The sequence below is a fragment of the Enterorhabdus sp. P55 genome (genome assembly GCF_009911695.1).
Classification (GTDB): Bacteria; Actinomycetota; Coriobacteriia; order Coriobacteriales; family Eggerthellaceae; genus Enterorhabdus.
The window spans coordinates 1-19,979 of sequence record NZ_QWKK01000042.1; the positions used below are offsets into that span (position 1 = coordinate 1).

A 19,979-nucleotide genomic window follows, 5' to 3' on the forward strand; every position below is an offset into this window, starting at 1 on the left:
GGGCGCAGGCGCGGGCACGGGGGGCGCAGGCGGGGGGCGCGGCCCACGCGCAGGACGCGGGCGGGCGCCGACGGCCGACGCGTGTTTTCGCCACTATAGCAAAACCGCGCCCTCCGATCGACGCGCGGCGCGCAAGCACGCAGGCACGGGGAACACGCGGCGCAGGTAGGCGGGGGCAACGGGGCGGAGCGGGGGTGGGGATAAGGGAGGCATGAGCAGAAGGATTCGAAAGAAGCAGGTGTGACGGATCGGGGACAAGGGCGAGGACGCGCATAGCGAAGACGGGAGCGGGGACAGGCGACGCCACAGGAGAGGGCAGGTGGAGAAGCGGGATGACACGCCGCGCAGGCGAGGGATGGGAGGGGCAGCGAAGGCGGGGGCCGGAAGCGGACGAATGTTTCACGTGAAACATTCGTCCTCTAGAAAGCCGGGGACAGGAAGGCGAGAAGGAGGACTGCGAGGCGGCGCGAGGCGCAGGGCAGAGCGCGGGATCGGGCGAGTCGAGGTGCGCGGGCGGGGCGCGGGGAGTGGGGCGCAGGCGGGACGCGGGCCGGTCGGGGGCGGCGCAACAGGGACGCGGGCGAGACGTGGCCCGGGCGGGGCGCGGGCAGAGGCGGGGCAGAAGCGCAGGAGAAGCGCGGTTCCGGTCGGGGCGGCGCATCGAGGACGGCAAAAGTTAGCCGCATGCGCATGTTTCACGTGAAACATGCGCGAGGGGCGCGATGCGGAAGAGGTGCCGAAGCGCCAGGAGGGGGCGCACGGCGAAGCGACGCTTTGCCGGGAAACGACGCGCCGTCGGGAGCAGCACGTCCCAGAGACCCCCACGCTGGAAAGCGTTCCACGGCTTCCGCCTGTTCGCGCCGTCAGCAGCATCGGACAGCGAGGCAGCACGCAAAAGTTAGCCACGTACGAATGTTTCACGTGAAACATTCTGCGCAAAGCGAATGACGGGACACGAACGCCCCATCCGAACGAGCACGTACCGCAAGCGACGGAGCATGGTCGCAACAGGCGCCCGGACGCGGCGAGAGGTTACATGACACCCGTCTGGTTGAGGGCGAGCAAGACGGCTCCCACCAGAAGAAAACCGCTGAAGATAAAGCGCAGCGTACGCTCGGGCACGCGCGGAATAAGCCTGGCGCCCAGCAGCGCGCCGGGCACCGAGCCCGCGGCCACGGCGAGGGCCACCAGCCACGAGACGTTGCCGAGCATCGTCTGAGTCACCGCCGCAGGCAACGCGAGCAGCGCCACGGCTATGAGCGATGTGCCCGAGGTGAGCTTCATAGGAATATGGAACAGCGACACCATGAGCGGCACCATGACAAAGCCGCCGCCCAGCCCCACGTAACCCGAGGCCACGCCTGCTATCGCACCCACGCCCACGCCCATCACCAGCTGTCGCCGCGTCATCTGCGGCACCGCCGGCATCGCGGGAGCCCCCGCCATGGCCGCCTCGGCGCCATGCGCTTCGGCCCGCGCACCAGGCGTCCCAGCCGCCGTCTCGCGCGCTTCGACCTCTTCCGCGCTGCTCTCCCCTGAGCACGCGCCCGCGGCCTTCTCACCCGCGGCCGTCGCCGCCCCCTTCCCCTTAGGGGCCTTAAGCGCCTTCGAGAACATGGTGATGGCTGAATACGCGATGACCGCGGCGGCAGCCACCATGATGGCCCAGTCGGGCGACATCGTGGCCAGCCACACGCCCACCGGCGAGGTGATCGCGCCGCCCAGCCCCGCAGCAACGCCGAGCGACGGCACGCAGGTCTTGCGGCGAACGTGCGAGATAGCGCCCGAGATGGACGTGGGAATGATAGTCGCAAGCGAGGTGGCCGTGCTCATGATGGGCGAGAGCGCATAGCCCAGCTTGAACACGGGCACGAGGACAGTGCCCCCGCCAATGCCCAGCAGCCCCGAGAGCACGCCGACACCCACTCCCACGGCCAACGACACGATGAGCAATCCCAGCTGATCCACGATCGGCTACTCCGCGATGTTGAGGCGAATCTCGCTCGTCATGCCCGGATCGAAGGACGCCGGACGGGCGCCGTCGGCTGCGGCCGGGCCCTCCGCTCCATCGGCCACGGCGGCGTTGTGCAGCGCCGAGCGCAGCAGCGCCTCGCTCAACGCCTCGTCGCCCTCCAGGCGCGCCATGGCCTCGGGCCACGCATACTGGAACTCGAAGTACTTCGCGCAGTTGCGCTCGGCGTAGGTCTGCGCCTCCTTGCGCGCAGCCTTCGCGGCACGGCGATACGCCTTCTTGTCCGGCAGCACCAGACTGCGCAGAAACGCTGTCACGCGGATGCGCCGCGTGAGCCCCGGCTCCAGGAACGGCCCGGGATACGGCTCGAGCGACTTCGGCTTCACCTGCTGCAAGTCGATGAGCGCACGGCTGTACTCCAGCTTGCGATACTCGTAGATCCAGCGGAAGATGTCCTGGCGGAAGCGGTCGCCCTCGCTCGACGACTTGGGCGGCAGGTGGCGCAGCACCCACTCGTTGTCGAACCAGATGTCCGAGCCGTACATCCGAAGGTCGAGCATGTAATCCAGATCCTCGCCGCGCGTAATCCACGGATCAAAGGCCTGGCGGCGGAAGGCCTCCTTATGCACAGCCAAGCAGCCACCGCACACGTGGTTGGATCGCGAGAGCCGCGGGCCCTTCATCGCCTTGCTGATCCACTCGTTGAATGCGCGACCCTGCTGCCAGAAGCGGTTGTACCAGGCATCCTCCCACTTCGAGAGGTACGAGCCCTCATCGTTGAGGTAGTAGCCCGTCTTGGCCAAGATGGGAATGCCCTTCTTGGTGAGCTTGCCCAGGCCGTACATGGCGTGCTTGAGGAAGTCGGGGTCGTCCACCACCTCATCGTCGTCAAGGAACACCACCGCGTCGAAGCCGAAGACGTTGGCAACCACCAGCCCCAGGTTGCGCACGGCACCGTAGCCCGAAAGCGCCACCTCGCGACCGAGCTTGCCGATCTTCAGCTGCTCCATGCGCTGACGCACGAGGGCCAGCTCGGCAGCGCCGATGACCAGCACGTTCAGCGACGGGTGCTGATCCACAACGGCCTGCACCTTCTCGGCCGCTTGGGCCTCGAAGGGCGACTCGGCAGCCACGAGCACCACGATGAGCCCCAAGCCACGCACCTTCTCGAGCGAGGCCAGGCAACGTCCCAGCTCGCCGGGATCGTTGAGCGGGGTCACGTGGTCGTAGGTGGCGATGGTGTTGGAGCCAGCGCGATGGCGGCGTCCCGCGATGAACGTCGGGATGATGACGACGGGCTGCATGCAGCTCCTTCCGCGTGCTTGGTCGTTGATGACAGATAACCTAGGTATTGTACTCGTCATTTGTGAAGCAACCATCCACGGCCAGGCAACACCACAACGCCGCACATCCCGGCGCGCACGGCGCGCATCTGCAGCGCCGGCTGTCGTTTCTGGTCATTTGCTTCGAAATTCCGAGGCCCAAACCGCTGTAAAGACGATGCGAGAAGAGGTTTGCCCAGGTCAGCTTTTCTCCGAGCATGCAGAGTCCTTCAAATCAGGCTGACCTCGGCCCCTCAGGCTCGGAATTTCGAAGAAAGTGACCAGAAAATGCGCTTTAGCTTGCAGCGACGCCCTATCGGCGGGGCCTGCCTCCACGCGATCGCTTGCCAGAGCCGCGGCCCTTGGGAGAGCGAGCGTGCGACGCCTTCTCTCCCTGCGCCCAACGCGCTTGCTCGCGACGTTCCTTGATCTCGACCGTCTCCTGACGTAGCGCCTGGTAAGAGGCGAAGCGATCGGGCGCCAGCTCGCCGGATTCCACCGCCGCGCGAACAGCGCAGCCGGGCTCGTCACCATGGCGGCAGTCGCGGAAGCGGCAGCCCTCGGCCAGCGCTTCGACATCGGCGAAGGCGGCGCCGATACCCGACTCGGCGTCCCACAACCCGAGGCCGCGCACGCCGGGCATGTCGACGATGCGCCCGCCGCCGGGCAGCTCGATCACCTCGCGGCTGACCGTGGTGTGCCGGCCCTTGCCGTCGCCCTCCCGCACGGCAGCCGTCTCCTGGACGTCCTCGCCCAGCAGCAGGTTCACCAGGCTCGACTTCCCCACCCCGCTGCGGCCGATGAGCACAGCCATCGAGCCGGCGGGCACGAGCTCGCGCACCGCCTCGGCCGAAGAGGGGTCGGCCGACGTCACCACGATGGTCTGCACGTCGGGGCCGACCAGCGCACGCACCTGGTCGCGCACGGCCCGAACCTGGGCGTCGTCCTGCGCCAGGTCGGCCTTGGTGAGCACGACGGTCACTGCGGCGCCCGTCTCATAGGCGAGCACGAGCTCGCGCTCAAGACGACGGCGGTTCACCTCCGCTAGGGGCTGGGCAACGATGACGCGATCGAAGTTGGCGGCGAGCACCTGGGCGACCGCACGCTCGGTGGGATCCTTGCGCACGAAGGCGCGGCTGCGCGGAAGGATAGCCTCGATGATGCCCATGTCATGGTCGTCGGGCACGGAGACCTCCACGCGATCGCCGATAACGGCCCGGACCTTCTCGCCCTTGACTAGCGCCGTCGCGTGCTCGCAGCGCAACGCCTCGCCGTCGGGGAAGCGCACCAGCGGGAATCCCCGGTCGAGCTTCACCACCTCCCCCACGCGCCGGGCCTCGAAAGCGCATCCCGCGGCAGGACTCGCGTCGCCCGCGCGCTCCCCCGCCGCACCGGCAGCAGCGCCCGCCGCCTGCACGGAACCCGCGACAACGCTCGCGGCATCGGCCTGCGCGGAACGCGCGGCAGCGCTCGTGGCGGCATCGGCCTGCGCGGAATCTGCGACAGCCCCAGCAGCGGCATCCGTGGCAGCGCTCGCAGCAGCGCGCTCGGCGGCACCCACGGCAGCGCTCGCAGCAGCGCGCTCGACGGCATCCGCAGCGGGACGCGGCGCAGCGCCCGCAACCGACGCGGTCATCGCAACCTCGACGGGGCCCGCCGTCTGCTCGGCCATCGCGGCCTCGGCGCCCGCCGCCTGCGCACGACCCATGACGGCGCACTCGACCTCCCCGCTCGCAGCGGCATGCGTGAGGTCGGGTGTTTCACGTGAAACACTCATGGCGACCCCTAGCGCTGGCTCTCTCGCAGGCGGTAGAACACGATGATGAGCACTACGCCGAGCAGCACCATCACCGCGCCGGGCACGAAACGATGGGGATCGAGCGGCTCGCGTAGATCCTCGCCCTTCTTCACGACGCTCACGTGGTCGGCATGCAAGTCGGTCAGGCCGTCGTGCTCGGGACAGGTGAGGTGGAACGTACCGCGCACCTGCAGCGTAGTGCCGCGCACGCCGTAGGCGCCGTAGCGGTCGATGGCCTTGGAAGACTCCCTCGCCATGAACACGGGAACGTCTGCGTTCGACCCATCGACGGCTTGGAGGGCGATCCAACAGTTAGCCAAATCAAACTCTGCGTTGATGCGGTCACCCACCACCTCGCCCACCACCTGGACCGTCTGGTTGTTCAGGTAGGAGTCGGCACTGGACAGATCGGCGATGGAGGTGTCGTAGATGAACGAGCTGTCGGGCATCTGCTGGGGGTTCACCTCGTTAGGGCCGGGAGCGCCGTCGCCCTCCGCCGCCCACGCCGTCGTCCCCGGCAGAACGCACGCCAAGGACAGCGCCACCGCAGCCAGGGCGCCCATCGCCCGTACGCCCATTGCATCCCGCGCATCCCAACGCTCATGGGGCCCCGAATGTTTCACGTGAAACACACGCACGCGGCTAACTTTTCGCGCCGCCGCCAACATCCTGCGAGCCACGGCGCAGCCCGCCGCGCCGCCCGCGACCACGGCGCCCCGCGCGTCCCGCACGCCCCGTACACCCATTGCATCCCGCGCATCCCAACGCCCATGGGGCCCCGAATGTTTCACGTGAAACACACGCACACGGCTAACTTTTCGCGCCGCCGCCAACGTCCTGCGAACCACGGCGCGGCCCGCCGCCCGCAGGCCGCGCTCCACCCCGTGCTCCGCCGCCGGTCCGCAGGCCGCCAGTTCCCCGCGCTCCCCCTCACGCAGGCTCCTCTCCGCCCTCACGACGACACCCTCTTCCGCGGGAAGAACGACGCGGCCACCTCCACCATCAGCGCCAGCAGCGTCACGAACTCGAGACGGCCGGCCCACATCTGGAAGATGTAGAACAGCTCGAGCGACATGGGCATGCCTGGCGTGGCCAGGCCGGTGGTGATACCGCCGTTCGACGTCATGGCCACCGACTCGAAGATGGCCTGGGTGGCCTCGTAGCCGTGCGCGATGCCCACGAGCGCGCCCACCACGTAGGTGACCACGAACAGGATGAACACCGTCATGGCCTCTTTCACGATCTCGGGCGAGAGCACGCGGCGCCCCACGTGGTTGTACGCCACCACCACGCGCGCGGAATCGGGCGCGAGGGCCTCCTTGATGGTGGCCACCATCGACTTGAAGATGATGCCCACGCGGCTGAACTTAATGCCGCCCGCGGTGCTGCCGGCCGAGCCGCCCACGGCCATGATGAGCGCGAGCGTGAGGAATGCGCCGGAGGTGAACGCCGTGGTCAGCTGATTGCTCGTGACCACCTGGAAGCCCGTGGTGGTAAACGCGGACACCACCATGAACAGCCCGCGTCGCAGAAGCGCCGGCAGATCGGAGAACAGCGGCCCGGCCGCGAGCGACGCGGTCAGCACCACGGTCATGATGCCCACCCAGATGAGCATGGTGCGCGTCTCGATGTCGCGGAAGAACGTTCCCACGCGCCCCTTCCACACCTCGGCGTACATGACGAAGCTGATGGTGCCCAGAATCATGAGCACCATGATGACGAACTCGATGACGCCTGAGTGGTAGTACATGATGGACTGGCTCATGGGCGTGAAGCCGCCCGTGACGAAGGCCGAGATGGAAAGCCAAAGCGCCTGGAGGATGGCGCGCGAGGGCTCCATGCCGGCCATGAGGCATATCGACCCGATGATGACCGTGGCAACCGCCACGATCTCCACCGTGATTCCCGCGATGAACTGGGTAGTCTGGACCACATTGGGAACCACGTGCTCGCTACGGCCCTCCGAGCTGTAGAGCGACGCGCCGGCGCGCTTGCCGAACAGCCCGATGGAAAGCGCCACCACGATGAGCCCCAAGCCGCCCAGCAGGTGCATCATGAACCGGAACATGTTGTCGGCGTTGGACAGGTGGTTGAGGTCCTGGATGACGGTGGCGCCGGTGGTGGTGAGTCCCGACACGCCATCGAACAGCGCGTCCAGGTAGGTGACGTAGTGCCCCGAGAAGTAAAGCGGCACGGACGCGAACAGTGCCAGGATGATCCAAGCCGCGCCGGTGATGGCAAGCGCCTGGCGCCGGTTGAGGCGCCCCGGCTCCACGCGCAGAAAGCGCAGGAGCGCGCCGGCCGTGAGCGCGATGCCGATGGAGAACAGGTAGCGCGCGGCAGGCTCCCATTCCTGGAAGATCAGGGCCACCAGAAGCGGAACGGCCATGATGAGCGCCGAGAACAGAATGAGCGTGCCCAGGTAATGGCCGATGACGCGCAGGTCGTAAAGCGTGAAGCGCTGCCACATAGGCTACCCCATCACCACGCGGACGAGGGTCATCACGATGCCGAGGCCCACGATGAAGCTGGCCACGGCCATGAGGACGAGGAACACCCCGTGCCCCGCTACGAAGAAGTCGGCCAGCAGCTGGCGAAAGGTGCTGCCCATCAGTCAGCTCCAGATTCCGCCGACGGCCGCCCGCGCCGAAACCATCGCCCCCATCGCGGCCTGCCCGACCGTTCGGGCCGCACCGGCGCGCGCCCCCCGCAAGGGGGCGACGGAGGTGACGAATCTGTGACCGCACGTAGGCATGCCGCCTATTCTAGTACAAAGAAAGGGGGCGCATCCACCGGATGCGCCCCCTTGGAGCCGTGTCGCCAACTGCGGCTCGCGCCAGCGGCCGCCGCGAGCCGCCAGCGGCCGAACGCGCCCGCGGAGCACGCCGGCGAAACCGCATCCAGACGCGCAGGCTAGCCCTCGAGCAAGCCGTCGAAGTCGAGCGGGCCCTCCACCATGCAGGCGTACTCGCCCTCGGCGTCGAGGTCGATCAGCACGTGCCCGCCGTCGCGCAGCTCGCCGCTGATGACCTTCTCGGCGATGCGATCCACAATCTGGCGCTGGATGAGGCGCTTGAGCGGGCGGGCGCCGTACACCGGGTCGAAGCCGTCGATGGACAGGTGCTCCATGGCCGCCGGGGTGACGTCCAGCGTGATGCGGCGATCGGCCAGGCGGGCGCGCACCTCCTCCAGCTGCAGGTTGACGATGTTCTCGATCACATTGATGTTGAGCTCGTTGAACGTGATGATGTCGTCGATGCGGTTGAGGAACTCCGGGCGGAACGTGTTGCGCAGGGCGTCCTGCATCTTGTTGGCGAACTCGGCCATGCGCTTGGCCGCGGCCTCCGGGGTCATCTCCGCCATGCCGTTGAGCATGTCGCCCATGGTCTCGTTCTCCTGGGCGCTGTGCTCGCGGATGAGCTGCGAGCCGATGTTCGAGGTCATGATGATGATGGTGTTCTTGAAGTTCACCACCCGTCCCTGGCCGTCGGTCAGGCGGCCGTCGTCGAGCACCTGCAGCAGGATGTTGAACACGTCCGGATGCGCCTTCTCTATTTCGTCAAGCAGGATGACGCAGTACGGATGGCGCCGCACGGCCTCGGTCAGCTGGCCGCCCTCGTCGTAACCCACGTATCCCGGAGGCGCTCCGATCAGGCGCTGCACGCTGAACTTCTCCATGTACTCGGACATGTCGATGCGCACCATGGCCTTCTCGGAGTCGAACAGGTACTCCGCGAGCGTCTTGGCCAGCTCGGTCTTGCCCACGCCGGTGGGGCCGAGGAACAGGAAGCTGCCGATGGGGCGGTTGGGGTCGGAGAGCCCGGCGCGGTTGCGGCGGATGGCGCCGGCCACCACGTGCACCGCATCGTCCTGGCCGATGACGCGCTCTTCCAGGCGCTCGTCCAAATCGGCCAGCTTCTCCAGCTCGCCCTGCATCATCTTGGACACGGGGATGCCCGTCCAGGTGGCCACCACGGCGGCTATCTCCTCGTCGGTGACCTCCTCCTTCAGGATGGCGCCGTCCTCCTGCTTGGCCTTGACGGCCTCCTCCGCCTGCTGGAGCTGGCGCTGCAGCTCGGGGATGCGGGCGTAGCGAATCTCGGAGGCCAGCACCAGGTCGCCCTCGCGGGTGGCCTTCTCCTCGTCGAGCTGCGCGCTCTCCAGCTGGGCCTTGAGGTTTTGGACGCTGACGATGGAGTCCTTCTCGTTCTGCCAGACGGCCTTCTGGTGGTCGAGGGCCTCCTGGGCGGCGGCGATGTCCTGGCGCAGCTTCTCCAGGCGCTCGGCCGAGGCGGCGTCGGTCTCCTTCATGAGGGCCTGCTCCTCGATCTGCATCTGGATGAGCTTGCGCTCGGCGGCGTCTACCTCCTCGGGCATGGAGTCGATCTCGATGCGCAGGCGGCTGGCGGCCTCGTCCATGAGGTCGATGGCCTTGTCGGGCAGGAAGCGGTCGGTGATGTAGCGGTCGGAGAGCTCGGCGGCGCTCACGATGGCGCCGTCGGTGATGCGCACGCCGTGATGGATCTCGTACTTCTCCTTGAGACCGCGCAGGATGGCGATGGTGTCCTCCACGGTGGGCTCGTTCACCATGACCGGCTGGAAGCGGCGCTCGAGGGCGGCGTCCTTCTCGATGTACTTGCGGTACTCGTCGAGGGTGGTGGCGCCGATGGCACGCAGCTCGCCGCGGGCAAGCGCCGGCTTGAGCATGTTGCCGGCGTCGAGCGAGCTGTCGCCGCCCGCGCCCGCGCCCACGATGGTGTGGAGCTCGTCGATGAACAGGATGATCTGGCCGTCGGCGTCCTTCACCTCGCGCAGGACGGCCTTCAGGCGATCCTCGAACTCGCCGCGGTACTTCGCGCCGGCCATCATGGCGCCTAGGTCGAGCGAGACGATCTCGCGGTCGCGCAGGCTGGAGGGCACGTCGCCGGCGACGATGCGCTGGGCCAGGCCCTCGACGATGGCCGTCTTGCCGGTGCCCGGCTCGCCGATGAGCACGGGGTTGTTCTTCGTGCGGCGGGAGAGCACCTGAACGGTGCGGCGGATCTCCTCGTTACGGCCGATAACCGGGTCGAGCTTGCCCTCGCGGGCCTGCTGGGTGAGGTTCTGGCCGTACTGCTCCAGCGCCTCGAACTGGGTCTTCTCGGTCTGGGAGGTAACGCGGGTGTTGCCGCGCAGGGCCTCGTAGGCCTCCTCGATGTTCTTGCGGGTGATGCCTGCCGTGGTGAGCAGCCGGCCGGCGGCGCCCTTGTCCTCGGAGAGCGCGATGAGCAAGTGCTCGCTCGTGGCGTAGCTGTCGCCCAGCTTCTCGGCTATCTTCACGGCGTTGTCGATGGCCTTGATCAGGTCCTGGCCGGGGATGGCCATGGGGGCGGCGCCCGTCTGCTTGGGCATCTTGGCTATCTCGTCGGCCACGTTCTGGGACAGCCAGACCGGGTCGGCCCCGATGCGCTTGATGATGGCGGCGAGGTTGTTCTCGTCGGCATCGAGCAGCGCCTTGAGCAGGTGGATCGGCTCGATGACGGCAGCGTCGGCCTCGCCCGCCACGCCCATGGCGCTTTGGAAGGCCTCCTGTGCCGTGAGAGCCAGCTTGTCGAGTCTCATGGATGGTTCTCCTTGCTTGGTTATCTTTCCTTCAACGCACCCCCCCCCCCCCGAGGGAAGCAGGGTGCGTCATGGTGCTCCGGATGGCCCGCCTTCGCGCCGCGCCGTGCCGCAGCCCCTAGGGGAGGCGGCGCAGCACAGGCGGCAGGTCGCTGGCGCGCACGAGGGACTTCACGCTCTCGCGAGTTTCCAGCTCGTGCACGCGGTCGGCCAGGCGCCGCACGCGCTTGTGCAGGTCATCGAGCTCCTGGTCGCGCTCGTCGAGGCGTCCCTGGAGGTCGAGGATGCGGATGACGCCGGCCAGGTTGATGCCCTCGCTCGTCAGTTCGTTGATGAGCTCGAGCCGTTCGATGTCGGCCTGCGAGTACATGCGCGTGTTGCCGCTCGTGCGCTGGGGCGTGACGAGCCCCTTCTGCTCGTAGGTGCGCAGCGTCTGGGGATGCACGCCGGCCAGCTGGGCGGCCACGCTGATCATGTACACGGGGCGGTTGCGGTCGTTTACTGCCATGTCCTCACGTCATCCTTCGTCGCCGCCAGGAAGTCCTCCATGGCCTGGCGCTGCTCGTCGTTCATGTCGGTGGGCACCTTCACGTCCACGCGGATCTTCAGGTCGCCGACGGCGCCCTTCGTCTTGAGGTCGGGCGCGCCCTTGCCCTTCACGTTGAGCAGGGCGCCGTCCTGGGTTCCGGCGGGAACCTTCACGCGCACCTTGCTGCCGTCGGGCGCAGGCACCACGATGGATGCGCCAAGCGCCGCCTCGGCCACCGTGACGGGAACGTCCACGATGACGTTGGCCTTGTCCCGCGAGTAGTACGGATGCGCGGCGATGGTCGTGGTGACGAGCAGGTCGCCCGCCTCGCCGCCGTTCTCGCCGAGGCCGCCCTTGCCCTTGAAGCGCAGCCGGCCGCCCTCGACGGCGCCGGCGGGCACCTTCACGGTGAGCGTGTCGGCCTCCGACTTGCCCGGGATGCGCACGGTCACGCGCTTCTCGGTGCCGGTGAAGGCCTCATCGAACGTCACCTCCAGGGTCACGTTCATGTCCTGGCCCTTCCGCGGACGCGGCTGGCCGCCGAAGCCGCTGAAGTCCCAGTCGGATCCAAACGCACCTTCGCTATGGCGAATGCTGTCAAAGATGTCAGACCAGCCGCCGCTGAAGCCGCCGCCACCGTAGCCCGAGCCGCCGAAGATGTCCTCGACGCTGACGTTGCCGCCGCCCCATCCGCGGGGTATCTCGTTCTCGTTGGCGGTGCCGTACTGGTCGTACAGCTCGCGCTTCTTGTCGTCGCTCAAGACCTCGTAGGCCTCGTTGACCTCCTTGAACTTAGCCTCGTCGCCGCCCGCGTCAGGATGATGCTTGCGAGCCAGCTTGCGGAACGCCTTCTTGATCTCGTCCGCGGAGGCGGTGCGTGGAACGCCTAGCGTCTGGTAGTAGTCTGGCGATGCCGCCATTCGTTCCACCTCCTAATCTGTCATTCTTGAAAAAAGGGCGGACATTCCTGCCCGCCCTCTTGCTTTCCTATTCTGCCGAAGTCTCTTCGACCTCGCGCTTCGGCCCGCCCGTGGTGACGGTGACCATCGCGGGCCTCAGCACCTTCGCGCCCATCCGGTAGCCCTTCTGGTAGACCTGGGCCACCGTCTCGTCGGGAACGCTCGGGTCGTCGACGGTGGCGACGGCTTGAGCTTCCAGCGCGTCGAAGGCCTGCCCCTCGGGGCTGATGACCTCGACGCCGTCCTTCTCCAGCACGCTCACGAGCTTGGAGTGGACGGCTTCCACGCCTCCCAGCAGCCCGGACTCGCCGTTGGTGGTGGCGTAGTCGATGGTGCGCTCGAAGTCGTCGAGCACGGGGAGCAGGCTCTCCACCAGCTTCTCCGTGGCGCGCGCCTTCTCCTGGGCCCGCTGCTCGTTGGTGCGGCGGCGGTAGGTGTCCCACTCGGCGTGCAGGCGCAGGTACTTGTCCTGCCAGTCGGCGGCCTCGGCCTTGGCCTGGGCCACCTCGTCGGCGGGGTCGGCCTCGGCGTCGGGGGCGGCCTCGGCCTCCTCGATCACCTCAGCCTCGACCGCCTCGGCGGGAGCCGCCGGCTCCGGGGAGCCGGCGGTCGGTGCATCAGCGGGGGTTTCCAAGACTTGGTCCTTATCGGGCGTCGTCATGGCGTTTACTTCCCTTCGTTCTTGTTGTCGTCGACGACCTCGTACTCAGCCTCGATGGTGTCATCGGCGGGAGCCGTCTCAGCAGCGGCGGCCTGGGCGCCGGCGGCCGCGCCCTCGGTGGAGTACACGACCTCGGCCAGCTTGTAGCCCGCCTGCTGGATCTTCTCGGTCGCGGCCTTGATGGCATCCAGGTCGGTGCCCTCGAGGGCCGTCTTCACCTCGGCGATGGCCTCCTCGGCCTGGGTCTTGGCGTCAGCCGGAACCTTGTCGCCCAGCTCGTCGAGGGTCTGCTGGGTGGCGTTCACCAGCGCGTCGGCGTTGTTGCGGATCTCGACTTCCTCCTTGCGCTGCTTGTCCTCCTCGGCATGCTGCTCGGCGTCCTTCACCATGCGATCCACTTCGTCATCAGACAGGGCGGTGGAGCCGGAGATGGTGATCTGCTGCTGCTTGCCGGTGCCGAGGTCCTTGGCCGACACGTTCACGATGCCGTTGGCGTCGATGTCGAAGGTCACCTCGATCTGCGGCACGCCGCGGCGCGCGGCCGGGATGCCGGAGAGCTGGAAGCGGCCAAGCGTCTTGTTGCCCGCGGCCATCTCGCGCTCGCCCTGCAGGACGTGCACCTCGACGGAGGTCTGGTTGTCGGCGGCCGTGGAGTAGATCTCGGTCTTGCGGGTGGGGATGGTGGTGTTGCGCTCGATCATCTTGGTCATCACGCCGCCCATGGTCTCGACGCCCAGCGACAGCGGGGTCACGTCGAGCAGCAGGATACCCTGCACGTCGCCGGCGAGCACGCCGCCCTGGACGGCCGCGCCCATGGCCACCACCTCGTCGGGGTTCACCGACATGTTGGGAGACTTGCCGGTGAGCTGCTTCACGAGCTCCTGCACGGCAGGCATGCGGGTGGAGCCGCCGACCAGGATGACCTCGTCGACCTCGCCCATCTTCAGGCCGGCGTCCTTGAGCGCCTGCTCGACGGGCTTCTTGCAGCGGTCGAGCAGATCCTTGGTGATGCGCTCGAACTCAGCGCGCGTCAGCGTGTAGTCCAGGTGCTTCGGGCCGGAGGCGTCGGCGGTGATGAAGGGCAGGTTGATGTTGGTCTGCGTGGTGGAGGAGAGCTCCATCTTCGCCTTCTCCGCAGCCTCCTTCAGACGCTGCAGGGCCATCTTGTCCTGGCGCAGGTCGATGCCGTTGTCGGCCTTGAACTTGTCGGCCAGCCAGTCGATGACGCGCTGATCCCAGTCGTCGCCGCCCAGGTGGTTGTCGCCCGCGGTGGACGCAACCTCGAACACGCCGTCACCGAGCTCGAGCACGGACACGTCGAAGGTGCCGCCGCCCAGGTCGAAGACGAGGATCTTCTCGTCATGGTCGACCTTGTCCAGGCCGTAGGCCAGAGCCGCAGCCGTCGGCTCGTTGATGATGCGCAGAACCTCGAGGCCCGCGATCTTGCCCGCGTCCTTGGTGGCCTGGCGCTGGGCGTCGTTGAAGTACGCGGGGACGGTGATGACCGCCTGGGTGATGGGCTGGCCCACCTGCTTCTCCGCGTCGGTCTTCAGCTTCTGAAGCACCATGGCGGAGATCTCCTCGGGGGTGTAGTCCTTGCCGTCGATGTCGATGACCGCGCGGCCGTCCTTGCCGGCCTGCACCTTGTAGCTGACGGTCTTCTGCTCCTCGCCCGTCTCGTTGAAGGAGCGGCCGATGAAGCGCTTGACGGAAGCGACAGTGTTCTCCGGGTTGGTCACCGCCTGGTTCTTGGCGGCCTTGCCGACCACGCGCTCGCCGTCCTTGCGGAAGCCCTCGACGGACGGGGTGGTGCGGTCGCCCTCGGCGTTGACGAGGATTTCAGGCTCCGAGCCCTCCATAACAGCCATGGCGGAGTTGGTGGTGCCCAGATCGATACCGAGAATCTTAGCCATTGCTCGTTCCTCACTTTCACAGGTTGCTTGTTAGTTAGCATTTGTTGTTTGCCAATATAAAATCTAAGTCTTGTGTTGTCAAGTTTCATTAATGCCAGTCAGTGAATTAAGCTCACCGAGGATCACCATAGACGCCTCGTGCGGGCGCGTAAGGGCACCCTCGCGATTGTTACGAGGGGAAAACCCGCCTGTTACCTGGGTGAATGTCGAAAGCCTATCGTTGAGCCGCCCGCTCAGCTGTTGCGTCGCGAATGTGGAGGTACTATGGAGGTGCTGATAAAATCTTAGTTGACGGCGCTTAGATTTAGAGAGTCCTGGCATCGGAAGCGCAACGAAAGGGAACGGCGAGGCAACCGGCGAACAGCTCGGATGCAGAAGCCTGGAGCGCTGGGCCGGCGGGGCCGGCGGGCGGGCAAGAGGCGGAGCCCGGGGCGGGACGCAAGCGAGGCGCATGAACGCGAGGCGCGCGGGGCCGGCGGGCGGGGCCGGGGCGAGGGCGCGGAGTCTCGGTAGGGCGCGAGAACGCCTGGGGTAGGCGGCGAACGTGGGGTGTTTCACGTGAAACATTCGTTTGCGGTTTCGAGACCCTATTATTCTGCGAGCAGCGATTTCGCGATGCAGGCGGATGAGAGCCGCGCGTGTCAGGCACGCATCCCGCAGTCGGACGGGGCGCGACGCGAAGGAGCGAGCCTAGCGGTCGATGAGGGCGCGCAGCTGGTCGCGATTCGAGAACGGGCGCGGATCATCGGGGCGAGCGACGCGTACCACCTCGCCTTCCCACATGTCGCCGTTGCCAGAGAACTTGGAGGTACGTACGATCTGCACGAAGCGCACGCGGGATTTGTCCGGGACGGCTGCCATGTCAAAGCCGTACTCGAGATGCGAGAGCATCTCCTGCAGCGCATCAGTCATCGAGGCGCCAGGCTCCAGGCGAACGACGCCGGCTTCTCCGTTGTAGATCATGCCAGGGGCGAGAAAAGCGGTGCGAATGCGCTCGCGGCGCTTCTTCTCCGCCAGATGGATCCCCACGCATGCAGCCACGATGACCGCCCACCACACGACGGTAAAGGCGAGGTCGACAGGGTTATCGACCAGATTGAAGTTGAGGTAATACCACAGCCACAGGAAGAAGGTCGAGGCAGCAGCCAGGACGGCCAGAATTATCCAGTTGCTCTTGCGCATACCCGCATCTCCGTTTCCCATCCCCTCCGAAAAGAGCGCGTTCGTGTGCATTATAGCCCCATATTTCCCCAACGGCATCTGTAAGGCATCGGTTTTACGCGCAGCGGAAAGCCCGTGACGGCAGCGGCAGAGAAACGGGAACGAACGCCCCTCCCTGCGCTCGCTTCACAGGCGCGGCATCCGCGCAGGAACCCCCTCTATATATAAGTAGGGGGCGCCCGCTTGGCGGGACGCCCCCTACTGGCAACTCAAAGAAGCGCGAGGAGCTAATCCTCGGCGACCTCCGGAATAGCGCCCATCGGGCACTCCTCGACGCAATCGCCACACGCGATGCACGCGTCCTCGTTCACGACTTCCGCCGTGCCGTTGACGACCTCGAGAACCTCCTGCGGGCACGCGTCAACGCAGATGCCGCAACCGATGCACTCATCGGCCTCAATAATCGGGTGAGACATAGCAACTCCTTCTCGGTCGAAAGTCCCCCATGGGTACCAATAACTTTCGTGGTGCAAGATACCATTATTCGAACGTGGCGCAAGGATAATCTACGATTTTCCAGGCTGCGGCATAAAACGTGAATATTACGGTGCGCCGGCGTTTTCTCCGCGTAAAACCGGCGCGAAAACGCGCCCAGTGCGCGTACGAATGTTTCACGTGAAACATTTCCGAACGGCAACGACGAAGGCCGCAAGACGGCGCCGGAGCGCCGCAGGCGCCGGCGAGGCAGCGGGATACGACGTCAGGACGCGGCATCGGAGTGCCGGGGCGGCGGCGGGGCACTGGGGGTCGGGGCGTCGAGGAGCGGCGGCGGGGCGCCCAGGGCGGCGGGGCGCGACGGCGGGATGCCGGGGGGGTGCTGCGGGAATACTGGGGGCCGTGGGGGGTGCCGCGAGCACTGGCGCGGCGGCGCGGGCGTTGGCGGGGTGCCGCGAGCGCTGCGGGCGCCTAATGCGCTAGCAGATGCGGGGAAGCTGCTCGCCGACGAGCATGTCGAGGATGCGGCGGCCGCCGAACGAGGTCTGCAGGAACACTTTGGGGCCGCGCTCAGGCTGCGCCTCGGCCACCTCGCCGATGATGGCGGCGTCAGCGCCGTAGCGGTTGGCGCGCATGGCAGCCAGCGCGGCATCAGCCTGGTCGGCGGGGACGACGCACACCATCTTCCCCTCGTTCGCCACCTGCAACACGTCGTAGCCGAGCATCTCGCAGGCGCCGAGCACCGCGTCGCGCACGGGCACGGCGTCCTCCTCCACCACGATGTCGGTGCCCGACTGGGCCGCCAGCTCGTTCAGCGTGGAAGCCAGGCCGCCGCGCGTGGGGTCGCGGAAGCAACGCGTGGAAGGAGCGGCGGCCAGCACCTCGGCAATCAGGTGGTTGAGCGGCGCGGCATCGCTTTCGACGCCAGCGGAGAAGCCCAGGCCCTCACGGCAGCTCATGATGGTGATGCCGTGGTCGCCAAGGGTGCCGCTGACCAGCACCTTATCGCCGGGACGGCACTGCGCGCCTCCTAGCTCGATGCCGGGCGACAGCAGACCGACGCCACTCGTGTTGATGTAGATGCCATCGCCGTGCCCACGGTTGACCACCTTTGTGTCGCCCGTGACCAGGCGCACGCCGGCCTCGGTCGCAGTCTCGGCCATCGTCTGGCAGATGCGGCGCAGGTCGTCCATGGGGAACCCCTCCTCCAGGACGAACGCACAGCTGAGGTAGAGCGGGCGGGCGCCGCTCGTGGCCACATCGTTGACGGTGCCGCAGACGGCGAGCTTGCCGATGTCTCCCCCTGGGAAGAAATGCGGCGTCACTACGAAGCTGTCGGTGGAAAAGGCGATGCGCTCGCCCGCCGCAGGCGCGGGCAGCACCGCCGCGTCGTCGCCGCGCAGCAGTTCGTCGGTGCCATAGGCGGCGAAGAACACCTCGTCGATGATGCGCTTCATCATCGACCCGCCGCTCCCATGGCCGAGCATCACCGTTTCGCTTTGGATCATGGTTCCTCCTTGGAACAAGTGTTTCACGTGAAACATTCGGAAGGCCTTCGCGGCAAGCGCCTTGAGCGGCGGGGCGCCCTACGCCGCACGCCCCGAGCCGCAGGCCCCAGCCTCCCATGCCCACGGCCCGACGCCGCGCCGGGGGTCTGCAGCGCCCCGTCATCCCGCTCATTACAGCCCCGGGCGCCCTGCGCCACCGGCCAGCGCCACGGGCCCAGCGCCCCGCTTGCTGCAGGCCCAAATACCCCGCGCCACGGGCCGACATCCCACTTGCTGCGGGGCCGGGCGTCCCGCGCCGCAGGCCCCGGACGCTCGTTCGCCGCAGGCGATGGGCGCTTCGCAGGCGCGGGCGACGAGCTTGCTTTCGCCTTCCGCTAAAGACGCTGGCCGGTGGTGGTCAGGACAAGCCGGCCGTTCTGGACGCCCTTGGTACCCAGGATGAGATTCGCGATGTCCTGCACGAGGCCCGTCTCGCCGCGGATGACGATGACCTCCAGGCAGGTGTGCTCGTCAACGTGCACGTGCATGGACGAGATGATGCTCTCGAAGCAATCGTGCTGGATGCTGTGGAGCTTCTCCTGCAAGTCGCCGGCATGGTGGTCGAATACGATGGTGAGCGTACCCATCACCTCGACGCCCGGGCTCGCGCACTCGTCTTCCACCAGGGCGTCGCGCACCAGGTCGCGTATCACCTCGCTGCGGTTCTTCGCCAGGCCGCGCCGGGCCACCAGGCGGTCGAATCGCACGAGCAGGTCCTCGGGCATGGCCACCGAAAACCGCATGAGATCGTTGCTCATGACTGTGACCGCGCAGGCTAGACCAAGCTGACGGTAACGCCCGAGGCGTCGGCAGCGTCCTCCTCCAGGGCGTCCTTGGCCTCGTCGAGCAGGGCGCGGGCGTCATCGAGCAGAGCCTGGGCCGCATGGAGCTTCTCCGCCGTTGCGGCAAACCCGGCGTCGGCGGCCTGATGAGCCAGGTTGTGGGCCCAGCGGCGCTCAAGCTTCAGATGGTCGTCAACCTGGTCGATCATCTGCTCGAACTGACCGGCATTGACTCCGTTGGTGCACATGGCTTCCTCCTTAGTCGCATGCGGCGCGCCGGCTCCGAATGTTTCACGTGAAACATTCCGCCCGCCCCCGCGACGGCGGCGCGCGCTCTTCGTCAAACTGATAGTATGCATAGTTATAGAGGGAAGCCCTGCGACGTCAAGGATCGGTGTGAAAAAACCCGCCAACAGTAACAACGGGAGCATGTACGGCGTGGCCGCTGAAGGAGTGCTCGCAGTCTACGGCTCGCTGCTGGAGGGGACGGGCAACGAAACCGTCCTGGCCGTTTCGGCCAATGCCCTGGGGGAGTCTGCGCGCAAGGCGCTCGCCGCCTCGACCGAAGCGCTGGGCTACGGCCGCGACTGCCTAGCGCTCGTTGCCACCGAAGGAGTTCTGGGATCGAACGACCTGCTCACCATCGTGGAGGGCCTCGACCCGCTGTGCCTGGTAGCCACCGACGCCGAGGCTTCCGCTCTCCTCGCCCAAGCCTACCGCCACGACGTCGAGCCCGACGCCGCCTGCCGCCTGATGGGCCGCAGCGTCGTCGCTTTCCGCGACCTCGCCGCCCTCATGAACACCCCCGAAGACAAGCAGCGCGCCTGGGCGCTGCTCAAAAAGTTGCCTAAAATTAACTAATAGCGACCTGCGGTGCGCAAGGTCCCGTGGAAGGGGCGCTATCGCGAAAGCCGCCCGAAGGCTGCGCGAAAAGGCGCCACGCGCCATCCAGGGACGAGTCCCGCAATCAAGAGAGCGCACAGACGAATCGCTCGGCCGACAGGAGATCTGCGCGATGCGGCGCAGCGTCACCGGCAGCGCGGGGAGTGAAAAGTTAGCCGTGTGCGCATGTTTCACGTGAAACATCAAGTTGCCCCGTAACACAAGGTGGCCGCAAAGGGGCGCCCTTCAGCACAAGGCGACCATAGGGGGGGGTGATGCCCCCGCCAAGGAGACGAGGAGGGGGGGGGCAGGAGGCGATCGCGGCCCGCGAGCGGCGGGGGCGGGGCGACACGCAGG

17 protein-coding genes are annotated in these 19,979 nt (G+C 67.0%); 1 reads left to right on the forward strand and 16 read right to left on the reverse strand.

What is annotated here, in order from left to right:
- Positions 1 to 1,032 precede the first annotated feature (1,032 nt).
- The 16 genes from D1643_RS05735 to D1643_RS05810 form a co-directional block, all read right to left on the reverse strand.
- Positions 1,033 to 1,968, reverse strand: coding sequence for a sulfite exporter TauE/SafE family protein (locus tag D1643_RS05735; protein WP_370520299.1), 936 nt, complete (start codon positions 1,966 to 1,968; stop codon positions 1,033 to 1,035).
- Between the two features lie 6 nt (positions 1,969 to 1,974).
- Positions 1,975 to 3,276: a glycosyltransferase gene (locus tag D1643_RS05740; RefSeq protein ID WP_160709532.1), complete on the reverse strand. Its 1,302-nt coding sequence runs from the start codon at positions 3,274 to 3,276 to the stop codon at positions 1,975 to 1,977.
- Between the two features lie 331 nt (positions 3,277 to 3,607).
- Complete coding sequence (gene rsgA, locus D1643_RS05745) at positions 3,608 to 5,071, reverse strand: ribosome small subunit-dependent GTPase A (RefSeq protein ID WP_236643408.1); 1,464 nt, start codon at positions 5,069 to 5,071, stop codon at positions 3,608 to 3,610.
- Between the two features lie 8 nt (positions 5,072 to 5,079).
- Complete coding sequence (locus D1643_RS05750) at positions 5,080 to 5,670, reverse strand: hydrolase (protein WP_160709534.1); 591 nt, start codon at positions 5,668 to 5,670, stop codon at positions 5,080 to 5,082.
- A 374-nt stretch (positions 5,671 to 6,044) separates the two neighbouring features.
- Positions 6,045 to 7,562, reverse strand: coding sequence for a TrkH family potassium uptake protein (locus tag D1643_RS05755; protein ID WP_160709536.1), 1,518 nt, complete (start codon positions 7,560 to 7,562; stop codon positions 6,045 to 6,047).
- Positions 7,563 to 7,565: 3 nt separating this feature from the next.
- Positions 7,566 to 7,703, reverse strand: coding sequence for a hypothetical protein (locus D1643_RS05760; protein ID WP_160709538.1), 138 nt, complete (start codon positions 7,701 to 7,703; stop codon positions 7,566 to 7,568).
- 302 nt (positions 7,704 to 8,005) lie between these two features.
- Entirely contained in the window at positions 8,006 to 10,693 is a 2,688-nt protein-coding gene (gene clpB, locus D1643_RS05765; protein ID WP_160709540.1) for an ATP-dependent chaperone ClpB, read from the reverse strand.
- 118 nt (positions 10,694 to 10,811) lie between these two features.
- A complete protein-coding gene (locus tag D1643_RS05770; protein ID WP_160709542.1) occupies positions 10,812 to 11,201 on the reverse strand; it encodes a heat shock protein transcriptional repressor HspR in 390 nt (129 codons plus the stop codon).
- A complete protein-coding gene (locus D1643_RS05775) occupies positions 11,192 to 12,142 on the reverse strand; it encodes a DnaJ C-terminal domain-containing protein (RefSeq protein WP_160709544.1) in 951 nt (316 codons plus the stop codon). The genes D1643_RS05770 and D1643_RS05775 overlap by 10 nt, the downstream gene beginning before the upstream one ends.
- Positions 12,143 to 12,209: 67 nt before the next feature.
- Positions 12,210 to 12,815 carry a nucleotide exchange factor GrpE gene (locus D1643_RS05780; protein WP_236643409.1) on the reverse strand — a complete coding sequence of 202 codons (606 nt, stop codon included), beginning with the start codon at positions 12,813 to 12,815 and terminating at the stop codon, positions 12,210 to 12,212.
- 32 nt (positions 12,816 to 12,847) lie between these two features.
- Positions 12,848 to 14,755: a molecular chaperone DnaK gene (gene dnaK / locus D1643_RS05785; RefSeq protein ID WP_160709548.1), complete on the reverse strand. Its 1,908-nt coding sequence runs from the start codon at positions 14,753 to 14,755 to the stop codon at positions 12,848 to 12,850.
- Between the two features lie 690 nt (positions 14,756 to 15,445).
- Complete coding sequence (locus D1643_RS05790; RefSeq protein ID WP_160709550.1) at positions 15,446 to 15,937, reverse strand: hypothetical protein; 492 nt, start codon at positions 15,935 to 15,937, stop codon at positions 15,446 to 15,448.
- Between the two features lie 266 nt (positions 15,938 to 16,203).
- On the reverse strand, positions 16,204 to 16,392 hold the full coding sequence (locus tag D1643_RS05795) for a 4Fe-4S binding protein (protein ID WP_160709552.1): 189 nt from the start codon (positions 16,390 to 16,392) through the stop codon (positions 16,204 to 16,206).
- Between the two features lie 498 nt (positions 16,393 to 16,890).
- The gene (gene hypE / locus D1643_RS05800; protein WP_160709554.1) at positions 16,891 to 17,919 is read right to left on the reverse strand and encodes a hydrogenase expression/formation protein HypE; all 1,029 of its coding nucleotides are present in this window, start codon (positions 17,917 to 17,919) and stop codon (positions 16,891 to 16,893) included.
- Positions 17,920 to 18,293: 374 nt separating this feature from the next.
- Positions 18,294 to 18,716, reverse strand: a complete 423-nt coding sequence (nikR, locus tag D1643_RS05805) for a nickel-responsive transcriptional regulator NikR (protein WP_160709556.1) — start codon at positions 18,714 to 18,716, stop codon at positions 18,294 to 18,296.
- 17 nt (positions 18,717 to 18,733) lie between these two features.
- On the reverse strand, positions 18,734 to 18,988 hold the full coding sequence (locus D1643_RS05810) for a dynein gamma chain protein (RefSeq protein ID WP_160709558.1): 255 nt from the start codon (positions 18,986 to 18,988) through the stop codon (positions 18,734 to 18,736).
- A gap of 148 nt (positions 18,989 to 19,136) precedes the next feature.
- Between D1643_RS05810 and D1643_RS05815 the strand changes: the two genes are divergently transcribed.
- Positions 19,137 to 19,601, forward strand: a complete 465-nt coding sequence (locus D1643_RS05815; protein WP_160709560.1) for a hypothetical protein — start codon at positions 19,137 to 19,139, stop codon at positions 19,599 to 19,601.
- Positions 19,602 to 19,979 lie beyond the last annotated feature (378 nt).

Excerpts from the sequence above, each read along its gene's own strand:
- D1643_RS05750 (WP_160709534.1), bottom strand. The coding sequence starts at position 5,670 with ATGGGCGTACGGGCGATGGGCGCCCTGGCTGCGGTGGCGCTGTCCTTG.
- clpB (WP_160709540.1), bottom strand. The coding sequence starts at position 10,693 with ATGAGACTCGACAAGCTGGCTCTCACGGCACAGGAGGCCTTCCAAAGC.
- nikR (WP_160709556.1), bottom strand. The coding sequence starts at position 18,716 with ATGAGCAACGATCTCATGCGGTTTTCGGTGGCCATGCCCGAGGACCTG.
- hypE (WP_160709554.1), bottom strand. The coding sequence starts at position 17,919 with ATGATCCAAAGCGAAACGGTGATGCTCGGCCATGGGAGCGGCGGGTCG.
- D1643_RS05770 (WP_160709542.1), bottom strand. The coding sequence starts at position 11,201 with ATGGCAGTAAACGACCGCAACCGCCCCGTGTACATGATCAGCGTGGCC.
- D1643_RS05740 (WP_160709532.1), bottom strand. The coding sequence starts at position 3,276 with ATGCAGCCCGTCGTCATCATCCCGACGTTCATCGCGGGACGCCGCCAT.
- D1643_RS05790 (WP_160709550.1), bottom strand. The coding sequence starts at position 15,937 with ATGCGCAAGAGCAACTGGATAATTCTGGCCGTCCTGGCTGCTGCCTCG.
- D1643_RS05810 (WP_160709558.1), bottom strand. The coding sequence starts at position 18,988 with ATGTGCACCAACGGAGTCAATGCCGGTCAGTTCGAGCAGATGATCGAC.
- D1643_RS05760 (WP_160709538.1), bottom strand. The coding sequence starts at position 7,703 with ATGGGCAGCACCTTTCGCCAGCTGCTGGCCGACTTCTTCGTAGCGGGG.
- D1643_RS05795 (WP_160709552.1), bottom strand. The coding sequence starts at position 16,392 with ATGTCTCACCCGATTATTGAGGCCGATGAGTGCATCGGTTGCGGCATC.
- rsgA (WP_236643408.1), bottom strand. The coding sequence starts at position 5,071 with ATGAGTGTTTCACGTGAAACACCCGACCTCACGCATGCCGCTGCGAGC.
- dnaK (WP_160709548.1), bottom strand. The coding sequence starts at position 14,755 with ATGGCTAAGATTCTCGGTATCGATCTGGGCACCACCAACTCCGCCATG.
- D1643_RS05775 (WP_160709544.1), bottom strand. The coding sequence starts at position 12,142 with ATGGCGGCATCGCCAGACTACTACCAGACGCTAGGCGTTCCACGCACC.
- D1643_RS05755 (WP_160709536.1), bottom strand. The coding sequence starts at position 7,562 with ATGTGGCAGCGCTTCACGCTTTACGACCTGCGCGTCATCGGCCATTAC.